This window comes from Enterobacter sp. RIT637 (genome assembly GCF_019718755.1).
GTDB lineage: Bacteria > Pseudomonadota > Gammaproteobacteria > Enterobacterales > Enterobacteriaceae > Enterobacter.
On record NZ_JAIHAZ010000001.1, the window covers coordinates 697,737 to 709,504 of the forward strand.

General features: G+C 55.0%; 9 protein-coding genes. 4 read left to right on the forward strand and 5 right to left on the reverse strand.

Annotated features, from left to right (window positions below; all coding sequences use genetic code 11):
- Positions 1–17: 17 nt before the first annotated feature.
- The gene (locus K5E19_RS03405; RefSeq protein WP_221549974.1) at positions 18–1,670 is read right to left on the reverse strand and encodes an MFS transporter; all 1,653 of its coding nucleotides are present in this window, start codon (positions 1,668–1,670) and stop codon (positions 18–20) included.
- Positions 1,671–1,826: 156 nt separating this feature from the next.
- A complete protein-coding gene (locus tag K5E19_RS03410; protein WP_221549975.1) occupies positions 1,827–3,146 on the reverse strand; it encodes an MFS transporter in 1,320 nt (439 codons plus the stop codon).
- 392 nt (positions 3,147–3,538) lie between these two features.
- On the opposite strand from K5E19_RS03410, the gene K5E19_RS03415 reads away from it, so the two are divergent.
- Together K5E19_RS03415 and aldA are read left to right on the forward strand one after the other, a co-directional pair.
- On the forward strand, positions 3,539–4,330 hold the full coding sequence (locus tag K5E19_RS03415) for a YdcF family protein (RefSeq protein WP_221549976.1): 792 nt from the start codon (positions 3,539–3,541) through the stop codon (positions 4,328–4,330).
- Positions 4,331–4,528: 198 nt separating this feature from the next.
- Positions 4,529–5,968 (forward strand): aldehyde dehydrogenase, encoded by a 1,440-nt coding sequence (gene aldA / locus K5E19_RS03420; protein WP_221549977.1) that lies wholly within the window; start codon positions 4,529–4,531, stop codon positions 5,966–5,968.
- 37 nt (positions 5,969–6,005) lie between these two features.
- Here the strand turns inward: aldA and gap are convergent, their stop codons facing one another.
- Positions 6,006–7,007, reverse strand: a complete 1,002-nt coding sequence (gene gap / locus K5E19_RS03425) for a type I glyceraldehyde-3-phosphate dehydrogenase (RefSeq protein WP_126544619.1) — start codon at positions 7,005–7,007, stop codon at positions 6,006–6,008.
- 190 nt (positions 7,008–7,197) lie between these two features.
- Here gap and cybB point away from each other — a divergent pair, with 190 nt between their 5' ends.
- Positions 7,198–7,728, forward strand: coding sequence for a cytochrome b561 (gene cybB / locus K5E19_RS03430; RefSeq protein ID WP_221549978.1), 531 nt, complete (start codon positions 7,198–7,200; stop codon positions 7,726–7,728).
- Between the two features lie 93 nt (positions 7,729–7,821).
- Here cybB and K5E19_RS03435 read toward each other — a convergent pair whose 3' ends face one another.
- Both K5E19_RS03435 and K5E19_RS03440 read right to left on the reverse strand, forming a co-directional pair.
- Positions 7,822–8,889 (reverse strand): oxidoreductase, encoded by a 1,068-nt coding sequence (locus K5E19_RS03435; protein WP_221549979.1) that lies wholly within the window; start codon positions 8,887–8,889, stop codon positions 7,822–7,824.
- Between the two features lie 13 nt (positions 8,890–8,902).
- Complete coding sequence (locus K5E19_RS03440) at positions 8,903–9,646, reverse strand: DeoR/GlpR family DNA-binding transcription regulator (RefSeq protein ID WP_221549980.1); 744 nt, start codon at positions 9,644–9,646, stop codon at positions 8,903–8,905.
- A 738-nt stretch (positions 9,647–10,384) separates the two neighbouring features.
- Between K5E19_RS03440 and K5E19_RS03445 the strand changes: the two genes are divergently transcribed.
- Entirely contained in the window at positions 10,385–11,722 is a 1,338-nt protein-coding gene (locus tag K5E19_RS03445; protein ID WP_221549981.1) for a TolC family outer membrane protein, read from the forward strand.
- Positions 11,723–11,768: the final 46 nt, after the last annotated feature.

An 11,768-nucleotide genomic window follows, 5' to 3' on the forward strand; every position in this document is an offset into this window, starting at 1 on the left:
CTCCAGAAATAGTTCAATTATTTGTTGCCGGTGGCGTTCTTCAGCGCCATACGGGCAGTGATGCGCAGGCGCAACAGGCGCCATAAAATCCAGACCAGCGTGGCGGCGGCAATGCTCGCCGTCAGCAGATAAGTATCGTTGTAAGCCAGAATGTTTGCTTCCAGGGTGGTCGCCGTTTGCAGCTGCGTGATCGCCTGCGTCCCCAGCAGAGAACTGTCGCCAATCAGGCTCCGGTACATCTGGGTGTAAAGCTGTATACGCTCGTTGACCAGCGGGTTAAGCGTGGTGAGCTGGTCGGCCAGCAGGCTGGAGTGGTACTTCTCACGCCAGGTCTGGAAGGTGCCGAGGATAGCGGAGCCCAGCAGGCCGCCGATATTCTGGCTCATGCCAAACATCACCGAGAAGCTGACCAGATTGCGCGGGTCGGCGATGACGCCACCAATGGCCGCCAGCATCGCGGGCGCCAGGAAGAAGGCGCTGCCGAAGCCGAGCAGGAACTGGCTTAACATCAGCTGATCCGGTCGCGTCAGGCTGTTGGACTGGCTGTCCAGCAGCGAGGCGATAATCATCAGCGCCAGCGAGGTGATGATTGGCCACGCCAGTTTCGTGGGCTTGATGGTAAGACAGCTGGTGACGATCCCGCAGACGATCCCGGCGAAAATGGACCACGCCAGGTGGGTCATCTGCTCGTTCTGTAACCCCACGTACTGCAGCCAGCCGATGACCCCGGTGTTTTGCTCCGCCAGCACGATACGGATCAGCAGCATGATCAGTCCCAGACGGACGATGCTGCCGCTCGACAGCCAGCGGGTGTTCAGGAGCGGGTTGCTGCGGTTATGTTCGAACACAATGGCGGAGACAATCAGCACCAGCGAGAGCGCCAGCGACCAGCCGATCCACGGGGCTTCAAACCACCAGTCCAGACGGCCCAGGGACAGAACCGCGCACAGCAGCGCTACGCCGGGCGCCAGCAAAAAGAAGGTGATGAAATCTTTCTTCTCGAACACTTTTCGCCTGTCACCCGGCGGCAGCTTCAGCGCCATCACGCAGGCGAGTGAAATCAGGGCCAGTCCCAGTTCGAAGAAGTAAAGCCCGCGCCACTCGTCAAGCTGCAACAGTTCGGTAGAAAACAGGCGCGCCAGCGGGATTGCCAGTGACGAGCCGGTGATGCCAATCGTCAGCGCTTTCAGGCGATGCTTCGCGGGCCACGCCTGGATCTGGTAGTAAATACCCAGCGAGCTCAGTGCGGCAGCGACCATGCCGTGCGCGGCGCGCACCATCAGGGCGGAGCTGAGATCGTTCACGAACAGGTGGAAAAAGGTCACCAGCACATACAGCACCAGAAAACCTTCCGTAAAGGCGCGCAGGCCGTACTGCTGGCGGAATTTAACCAGCAACAGGTTGATGGAAACGTTGGTCATCACATACACGGCGGGCAACCAGGCGATTTCGGTTGACCATGCTCCGAAAGTGCCCTGCAGGTTTTGCAGATTGGCGGTGACGACCGCGTTACCCAGTGCCCCCGTCAGACAGACCAGCAGGCCAACAACGCCGTAAGCGATCCGCTTGGGCGTAGGGTGTTCCGGGGTAGAGGGGGAACCCAGCAGGGCGGGCTTCTCATGTGGCTGCCACTCGCGAGGAGCATAAGGATCGCGTTCGGGCAGGCGCATAACGTTGTTTACCTTAGAAAAAATGTAATGATTAGAGGGCTAATGATTCTACGTCTGACGCAAATCATAATTCAAGTGAATATGATTATCGCATGTTAATCAAATGTTGAGGGGACGCTTGAACAAAAAGAGCGGCCCGGGAGGGCCGCTGAACGATCAGATGTGGTCAGGTTGTGCCTGGACGGCGGGGGCGCGTTTTACCCGGCTGGCGCAGAAAATGGCGATCAGCGAGATAACGACCGTCACCGCCAGATACCAGGCTACCGGCACCCAATCGCCGTCGTATTTCGCCAGCAGACCGGTGGCGATCAGTGGGGCGGTACCGCCTGCCAGCGCGGCACCCAGCTGATACCCGAGGGTGATGCCGGTGTAGCGCACGTTGGCACTGAAAATTTCAGAGCAGAGGGTACCGAGCACCGCCGTTACCGGCGCCCATAGCACGCCAAACGCAATGACGGTGGCGAGGACAATGCCCCAGGTCGTGCCGGTATTGAGCAGCATAAACCACGGGACGATAAACAAGCCGAGCACGAAGACGCTGACCGCGTACATGCGCTGACGACCGATTTTATCGGAGAGCAGCCCCATCAACGGGATCATAATGGTGGCAACCAGCGCGCCCAGCGTCACGGCTTCCAGCGCCTGATATTTTTGGTACGTCAGCGTGGTGGTGGCATAGCTCACCACGAACGTCGAGAAGATATAGAACGGCGCGGTTTCTACCACCTTCAGACCGGCGGCAATCAACACTTCACGCCAGTGGTGTTTCAGGGTATCGCGCAGGGGCGCTTTCGCCACCTGGCCCGATTTTTTGACCTTCTGAAAATCAGGCGTCTCGTCGATGTCCTTACGGATCCACAGCCCGATCAAGACCAGAATTGAGCTGAGCAGGAAAGGGATGCGCCATCCCCAGGAGAGGAAATCTTCCTCGCTGAACAGCGCCATCAGCGAGACGATAAAGGTCGCCATCAGCATGCCGATGGTGACGCCCGCCTGCGGAATGCTGCCGAAAAAGCCTTTGCGTTTTTCCGGCGCGTATTCGTAGGCCAACAGCAGCGCGCCGCCCCATTCACCGCCAATGCCCATGCCCTGAATAATGCGCATCAGGATCAACAGGGCGGGCGCCCACATGCCAATCATGTCATAGGTGGGGAGCAGACCGATCGTAACGGTTGCACCTCCCATTAACGACAGCGTCAACACCAGCGTTTTTTTGCGCCCGATACGGTCCCCGATGTGGGCGAAGAGAACACCGCCAATGGGGCGGATAAAAAAGGTCAGCGAGAACGAGAGATAAGAGAGGATCAGCCCGATAACCGGGTCGACCATCGGGAAGAAAATTTTATTAAACACCAGCGCGGCGGCAGTGCCATAGAGAAAATAATCAAACCATTCAATGGAACTGCCGGTGAGGCTGGCAATTAACACCTTCTTGTTTTTTCGTAAAACCGCTGTCGTACTTTCATGTTGTGTCATGACCCGAAGCTCCGCCACGTTAAGGGTGAAAGCGGTGTCACCTGGCGCGCTTCAGGTGCAACCCGCAGGAATGAAAAAGGTTGTAAAATTGTTAAGCAACTTAGGGTTGGATGTTGTGTTTGGCAAGTGAGGGGCGGGCGAGACTGGTCAGATCACGGTGAATTAAGCAGCGGCTGGTGCTTTTGACGGTGGTTTGACTGGCATGATGTTTTGTAAGTCGGATAATCAAAAGCATAACATGCAGGTGCAACCCAATTGTTTTTGGATGTTTCTGGTTATTTCAAAATAATGACAGAAATAGCGAGTAACGGGCGTTTTGGCTTTCGGAGAGATCCCCTGTTCAGCCGCAACGCGTGCAGTACTCTGAACCTAAACGCTGTAAGGAGGTAACGATGACGCTGGCACTTTTTCCTTGTCTGCCTGGATCCACCCTGAATGCCGTCAACACCGTCGGGGCGTGGCTTGCGCAGGACGATCGGCGCACTCCGCCTGTCGATATCGTCATTCTGGCGGGGAATGCGGTCATCCCTGCGATTGATGCAGCCTGTAGAACTGCGGCCGAACAGGACGTCCCGCTGCTGATCAGCGGCGGTATCGGGCACTCGACCACCTTCCTGTATGCCGCCGTGGCGAAGCATCCGCGCTATAACACCCTTCCCACCACCGGACGGGCAGAGGCGGCAATCCTCGCCGATATCGCGCGTGAGTTCTGGAACATTCCGGAAGACAAAATCCTGATAGAGGATCAGTCAACGAACTGCGGTGAGAACGCCCGATTTAGCTGGAACATGATGAAGCAAAAGGGCCTGAACGCCGGGCGCGTGCTCGTGGTGCAGGACCCGACCATGCAGCGCCGCACGATGGCGACCTTTGCTCGCGTTTGCCGTGACGAAGCCGCTTCGCCGGAGTGGATAAGCCATCCCGGCGTGACGCCGGTGCTGCAAAACAGTGAGGACGGCCTGGCGTTTAGCGGCGCTAGCGACGGCCTCTGGCCGGTTGAGCGCTATCTGTCGCTGGTGCTGGGGGAACTGCCGCGCCTGCGGGACGACATTAACGGCTACGGTCCGGCGGGGCGCGACTTTATTGCGCACGTGGACATCCCTGACGAGGTGGAGAACGCGTGGACCCTTCTGCGTAATGACGCCATCCTCACCGACGCGCTGGTCAGCCGTTCCCTGCTGTAGCGCTCTGCCCGTTTGCGCCAGGTTTTACGCAAACGGGCATTTAATGTTGCCGATTTGTGATTGTATAGATTGGCTGACCCGTTTCTTTTTTGAGATATCTCACAAAAACAGCCTCATAGGATAGGAAATCGTCCCTGGAATTATAGTTTTTAACAATGCATTTACTTGTCAAAAACAGTGTAATTACAGGAGCAGGTCATGACGGTACCCGTACAACATCCTATGTATATCGATGGACAGTTTGTTGCCTGGCAGGGTGATGCCTGGATTGATGTGATCAACCCGGCCACAGAAGAGGTCATTTCCCGTATTCCCGACGGTCGTGCTGAAGATGCGCGCAAAGCCATCGACGCCGCTGAGCGTGCCCAACCTGACTGGGAAGCCTTACCCGCTATCGAACGCGCCGGCTGGCTGCGCAAAATCTCTGCCGGGATCCGCGAACGCGTCAGTGAAATCAGCGCGCTGATCGTCGCCGAGGGCGGCAAAATCCAGCAGCTGGCAGAAGTTGAGGTGAACTTTACCGCAGACTACATCGACTATATGGCCGAATGGGCGCGCCGCTACGAAGGCGAAATTGTCCAGAGCGACCGTCCGGGGGAGAATATCCTGGTCTTTAAGCGCGCCCTGGGCGTGACCACCGGGATCCTGCCGTGGAACTTCCCGTTCTTCCTGATTGCCCGCAAGCTCGCGCCGGCACTGATTACCGGCAATACCATCGTGATCAAACCCAGCGAGTTCACGCCGAATAACGCCATCGCGTTCGCCAAAATCGTTGATGAAATCGGTCTGCCGAAAGGGGTCTTCAACCTGGTTCTGGGGCGAGGGGAAACCGTGGGTCAGGAGCTGGCGGGCAACCCGAAGGTGGCGATGGTGAGCATGACCGGCAGCGTGGGGGCGGGTGAGAAGATCATGGCGGCGGCGGCGAAAAACATCACTAAAGTGGCGCTTGAGCTGGGCGGCAAAGCGCCAGCCATTGTGATGGACGATGCGGATCTGGAGCTTACGGTAAAAGCCATTGTGGACTCCCGCGTGATCAACACCGGGCAAGTCTGCAACTGCGCCGAGCGCGTTTACGTACAAAAAGGCATTTATGACCGTTTCGTCAACCGTCTGGGCGAGGCGATGAAAGCGGTGCAGTTTGGCAACCCGGCTGAACGGGCTGATATCGCAATGGGACCATTGATTAACGCCGCCGCGCTTGAGCGCGTGCAGCAGAAGGTGGCGCGTGCGGTCCAGGAAGGGGCGCGAGTCGCGCTCGGCGGCAGCGCCGTTGAGGGGAAAGGGTACTACTATCCGCCAACGCTGCTGCTGGATGTGCGCCAGGAGATGGCCATCATGCATGAAGAGACCTTTGGCCCGGTGCTCCCGGTCGTAGTTTTCGACACGCTGGAAGAGGCGCTGAAGATGGCTAACGACAGCGACTACGGGTTGACCTCGTCTGTTTATACCCGGGATCTGAACGTGGCGATGAAAGCGATTAAGGGGCTGAAGTTCGGCGAAACCTATATCAACCGCGAGAACTTTGAAGCCATGCAGGGCTTCCATGCGGGCTGGCGCAAGTCAGGGATTGGTGGGGCGGACGGTAAACATGGTCTGAATGAATACCTGCAGACGCAGGTCGTCTATTTGCAGTCTTAAGCGGAACATCCCCTCTCCGGTGAGAGGGGATTTTAGGCTACAGCGACGCGTATTTATCCAGCGTACGCACCAGCTGTGTGACGAAACCGTACTCGTTGTCATACCAGGCTACGGCTTTCACCAGCTGCACATCCCCGGCTTCGGTCACCTCGGTCTGCGTGGCATCAAACACCGAACCATAATGGGAGCCGATCACGTCTGAAGAGACAATCTCTTCATCGGTATAGCCAAACGATTTATTGCCGAGCGTCGCTTTTTTCAGCGCGGCGTGGATCTCCTCGACCGTCACTTTTTTCTCAAGAATGGCTACCAGCTCCGTTACCGAACCGGTTTTCACCGGCACGCGCTGCGCGTGGCCCTTCAGTTTGCCGCTGAGCGCGGGGATCACCAGACCAATGGCTTTCGCAGCCCCGGTGGTGTGCGGAATGATATTTTCCGCCGCCGCGCGTGAAGCGCGAAGATCCTTCCCGCGCGGGCCGTCCACCAGCGCCTGCGTCCCGGTGTAGGCGTGAATGGTCGTCATCGTGCCCACCTTAATGCCAAAGGCATCGTTCAGGGCTTTAGCCAGCGGCGCGAGGCAGTTGGTGGTGCAGGAGGCGACAGAGACGATGGTATCGCTGGCATCGAGCGTGTCGTCATTCACGTTGAACACAATGGTTTTCATCTCTCCCGCAGGTGCGGAAATCAGCACCTTTTTAGCGCCCGCATCCAGATGGGCGCGGGATTTTTCTTCAGAGGTATAAAAACCGGTGCATTCGACGACGATATCCACGCCTGCCGCTTTCCACGGAATATGTTTAGCCTCTTTTTCGGCGTAAACCGAAATCGATTTTCCATCAACAATCAGCGAGTCTTCCGTGAAATCTACGCTCCACGGAAAACCGCCGTAGTTGGAATCATGTTTAAGCAGATACGCAAGCACCTTCGGCGAGGTGAGATCGTTGATGGCGACGACGGTGTTGCTGTCCTGGGTTTCAAGAAGGCGACGCAGGACAAGGCGTCCGATGCGTCCAAAACCGTTAATACCAATTTTACTCATCGTATTCTCCTGGTGAACATGTCGAGACGACCGTTTGAACTCATCCAGGCTTAGACTATGACGGGCATGAGGGCAATTGAAGATGCTTCATCCGCAGGGAAGTATTTGAAAAACCATACAGAAAACTTAATGAATTTTTAAGGAAAGCGGATTATGTTGGCGCTGTATTTGTCATTTATCAGGAAATCACATGCGCACTAAATATACAGGCCTGCAAATAGGTATTCACTGGCTGGTGTTTCTGTTAGTTATCGTGGCTTACTGCGCCATGGAGTTCAGAGGCTTTTTTCCGCGAACCGAACGCCCGCTGATTAACATGATCCACGTCTCCTGCGGGATCGCCATCCTGGTGCTGATGGTGGCGCGCTTGCTTATTCGTCTCAAATACCCGGCTCCGCCGATTCAGCCAAAACCGAAAGCGATGATCACCGGCCTGTCGCACCTTGGACACCTGATCGTTTACCTGCTGTTTATTGCATTACCGCTGATTGGCATTGTGATGATGTATAACCGGGGCAATGACTGGTTTGCCTTTGGTATGACGATGCCGCATGCGGCGGAAGGGAATTTTGACCTGGTAGATGTGCTGAAAGAGTGGCACGTCACGCTGGCCAATCTGGGGTATTTCGTGATTGGTCTGCACGCCCTGGCGGCGCTGATGCATCACTATTTCTGGAAAGATAATACGCTGCTGCGCATGATGCCTAAAAAACGCCAGTAGCCAGCTTATTGCCCGGCGGCGCTACGCTTGCACGGGCCTACAAACAGCGCTGTATCGTAGGCCGGGTAAGCGCAGCGCCACCCGGCTTGTTTTTTAACGCAGCTGGGACTGCTCTTCAGCTGTTAGTTCCAGCGTCTGGGTTGACCCTGTTTCGGATGATTTCGCCGCCGCTTCCAGCACCGCCATCACCGCCAATGCTTCAACCGGGTGAACCGGGTTCTCGATTTTGCCCGTCAGCGCGTCACGCACGTTAATGTAGTACTGACGCTGATCGCCTTTCGGCGTTTTCAGGCGCGTCGCGTCTCCGGCGGCATCAAACAACACCATATCGTCGTTGTCTTCACCCCAGCTCTCGCTGCCCGGAATAACACCCGCCAGCAGCTGTGCTTCCTGCTGATCGATGCGTGCCTTCACCACGCTGGCTTTATCGCCGTGGACGGTAAAGCGTGACGTACCGCCAGCCACCAGCATGCTGGCGTGCAGAATCACCTTATGTTCAGGGTAATTCAGGACCACGTGCGCCCAGTCGTTAATTTCAGCGCCGTCGCGCAGGGTGGCGATATTGCCCTGAACCGACTGCGGCAGCCCGAACAGCTGCAGCGTCTGGTCGATCAGATGCGGGCCAAGGTCAAACCACAAGCCGCTGCCCGGAACGTTTTGCTCTCTCCAGCGTACGCGTACTTCCGGGCGGAAGCGGTCAATGTGCGACTCGAACAATTTGACCTTGCCGAGGCGGCCTTCCTCAATCACCTGCTTAATGCCGAGGAAATCGCTGTCCCAGCGGCGGTTGTGGAAGACGGAGAGCAAAAGCTGCTTCTCATCCGCCAGGGTAATAAGCTCGCGCGCTTCCTGCATGTCGAGGGTGAATGGCTTATCCACCACCACGTGTTTGCCGGACTCAAGGGCAAGCGTAGCCAGCGGCGCGTGGGTGGCGTTAGGGGAGGCAATCACCACCAGATCGACATCCGGGTGTTGAATGGCTTCTTCCGGGGTGGCGACCACCAGCACGTTCGGAAGATCGCGTTTCACTTTCTCTTCGTCACGGGAAGAGACGACCGTCAGCGTTAATCCTTCGATGGACTGGATCAGCGGGGCATGGAACGTCTTACCCACAAATCCGTACCCGATCAGCGCAATGTTAATTGTCTTAGCTTTATTCATGACCTTCTCCACGTTATTCCGCGCAAACCGTGACGTGCAATGCGCTGGTATCCCCAGGCTCAGCCCAGGGCCTGTCTAAAAACAGTTGATGAATTTCGGATAACCCGGCGACCAGCCAGGGCTCACAGTGGTTTAATTTCATATGGTCCGCGACGATCCAGTGCTCATGGCTTGCCGCGAGCATCGCCCGCTTAACGTCCGCATCCGCTTCTTTGCTGGCGCTTAAGCCAAGCTGCGCGTGGATGGCACACGCCCCGAGAATGGCGATATCCGCGCGATAGCGGGACAGCAGGGACAGGGTGGCGCTGCCGGCGAACAGGCGTTGCTTTTGGTCCCACTGTCCGCCGAGCAGGATCAGCTCGATATCGTCCCGGTCACTGAAATGTTGGGCGATATCCAGCGAGGTGGTGATCACCTTCAGGGGGCCCTGAAGGAAAGTGGCTACGGCCATCACCGTGCTACCGGCATCGAGAAACAGTGTGGAACCTGTAGGCACGCGCTGTGCCACCGCTTTACCGAGCCGCTGCTTTGTCTCAGGCAGTAAGGTATTTCTGCCCTGGCGATTCATGGCGGAGAGATCGAGCGCAATCGCACCGCCGTGGTTCTTTTGTGCCAGACCCTGTTTTTCCAGGTCGGTCAGGTCGCGGCGAATGGTATCGGCAGAAACCTGCAGTTTCTCGGCAAGCTCGGTAATGCTGGCCTGGCCGTGCTCGATAAGGAGATCGAGCACGTACTTCTGACGGGCGGTTTTATGCATGGCGGGGCAATCCTGCAAAATGTCGCAATAAATCGCATAATACAGCAATTTTGAGCGGAGGGAAGAAAACGTTTAGCCGAAAACAGGAAGAAAACCTGATAGTTTATATGCGTAACTATTGAAATTTTATTAAGCGAATATAATCAAGGCGTTTGGAATAGTGACCACGATGTTATCGTTATGTTTTATTTACCTGTTTGGGTGATATAACCAATGCATAACCATTAATCGGCATTAAATTCCATTTATACGAACTTAATTGGCTTTTTACTTTGATAATTACAATTTATGTGGTTTTTAATATTGAATGCGTTCGACTGATTACCTAAATTGACACTTCTTTGAAAATCTTTGTGTCTGAGTCATAAGGAAATTAACGCAAAAATGTACACAAATGAAATTAGGAATTTTCTTTAAATAACAGTGGGTTTTTATGTTTCATTTGAAAGGCCACTTTTCGCATTTTGTCCAGAACCTGCATGTTTTTTCTTATTTGTAACACCACATTAACATTGTGAGTGTAGTTGCCTATAACGCATTTTGTTATGCTCCAAACCAGTAAAAAAATAAGTAAATTCTTATACGAAATAAGAAGAAACAATCTCATCTCCAATGGAAATGGATGCGGGGGAGTTTTGCCTGAAATTCAGTGAGGAAGTTAAAGAAGATATTTGTCTAATTATCTATACCTCCTTTTGGGTAATTGCTTAAGTATCACTCAGAGTCAGGGAGATAAAAATGACTGTATTGCCAAAGAACGTTTCACTCAAATTTACACTGACAATCGTATTAATTACGCTCGCAATGAATATGGCGTACGCCAATAGTGACCAGATGCAGATGGCCCCGGTGGCGGCGATAACCTTAAAAGAAAGCATTTTATTTGCTATCGATCGCGATCCGTCTATTAGCCAGCAGGCCGCACAATTAGGTATTGGTCAGGCGCAAATAGATGAGGCACGCAGCGGCTGGATGCCGCAAATATCGCTGAACGGCAGTACGGGCCATAGCCAGACCACCGACTCAAGCGGATCGCTGAAGAATTCTGCGGCCTGGGGGGTGAGCCTGACGCAGCTGTTGTACGATTTTGGTAAGACGAATAACAGCATCAGCCAGTCCTCAGCCCAGCGTGATAGCTACCGCTATCAGCTGATGAGCACGCTCTCTGACGTGGCGGAAAAGACGGCGCTCGGCTACGTGGAGGTTAAACGCTATTCCGATCTCTTACAGGCAGCCAAAGACAACGTCCAGGCGCTCAAAAACGTTGAGCAGTTGGCGAAACTGCGCGCGGATGCAGGTGTGAGTTCCACCTCCGATGAACTCCAGACCCGCACGCGCATTGCCGGTATGCAGGCGACCGTGGCGCAGTATAACGCCGCCTTAAACAGCGCCCGCGCAAGGCTCGCGGTGCTGACAGGTCTGCAGGCTGAAACCTATTCGCCTGTCCCTGCGAACCTTGCCGTTGAGCCGGATTCCCTCAACCGCATTGATTATTCGTTGATACCGACGGTGTTGGCCGCGCAGAACATGGAGCGCTCGGCCCAGTATGGCGTTGAAACAGCAAAATCGCAGCACTGGCCAACCCTGAGCCTGAAGGGAGGACGTACGCGCTATGAGTCGGACAACCGTTCTTACTGGGACGACCAAATTCAGCTCAATATAGACGCACCGCTTTATCAGGGCGGCGCGGTTTCCGCACGCGTGCGTCAGGCTGAAGGGGCACGTGCTATGGCCTCCTCTCAGGTCGACCAGGCGCGCTTTGATGTTCTGCAAAAAGCCTCTGTCGCGCAGGCTGACTGGACCGGTGCCAGGGGAAGAATGGAGGCCGGAAAACAGCAGCTGGAAAATGCCCTGCGCGCCCGCGATGTCTATAAAAATGAATATACCCTGAGCAAGCGGAGCATTAACGATTTGCTCAGCGTTGAACAGGATGTCTGGGCCGCTACCTCCGCAAAAATAATGGCTGAATATGACGGCTGGAGTTCGGCGATTAACTACGCTTCTGCGGTTGATAATTTGATGCCGCTTATCGGAATAGAGAAAAACGCTGCCGCAAAATTACCCGATTTGAGTTAAAAAAAGACGCGCCTTTCTGCGCGAAATAAGTCTGACAATAATGGGT

Excerpts from the sequence above, each read along its gene's own strand:
- K5E19_RS03435 (WP_221549979.1), bottom strand. The coding sequence starts at position 8,889 with ATGAATAAAGCTAAGACAATTAACATTGCGCTGATCGGGTACGGATTT.
- gap (WP_126544619.1), bottom strand. The coding sequence starts at position 7,007 with ATGAGTAAAATTGGTATTAACGGTTTTGGACGCATCGGACGCCTTGTC.
- K5E19_RS03415 (WP_221549976.1), top strand. The coding sequence starts at position 3,539 with ATGACGCTGGCACTTTTTCCTTGTCTGCCTGGATCCACCCTGAATGCC.
- K5E19_RS03405 (WP_221549974.1), bottom strand. The coding sequence starts at position 1,670 with ATGCGCCTGCCCGAACGCGATCCTTATGCTCCTCGCGAGTGGCAGCCA.
- cybB (WP_221549978.1), top strand. The coding sequence starts at position 7,198 with ATGCGCACTAAATATACAGGCCTGCAAATAGGTATTCACTGGCTGGTG.
- K5E19_RS03410 (WP_221549975.1), bottom strand. The coding sequence starts at position 3,146 with ATGACACAACATGAAAGTACGACAGCGGTTTTACGAAAAAACAAGAAG.
- K5E19_RS03445 (WP_221549981.1), top strand. The coding sequence starts at position 10,385 with ATGACTGTATTGCCAAAGAACGTTTCACTCAAATTTACACTGACAATC.
- aldA (WP_221549977.1), top strand. The coding sequence starts at position 4,529 with ATGACGGTACCCGTACAACATCCTATGTATATCGATGGACAGTTTGTT.
- K5E19_RS03440 (WP_221549980.1), bottom strand. The coding sequence starts at position 9,646 with ATGCATAAAACCGCCCGTCAGAAGTACGTGCTCGATCTCCTTATCGAG.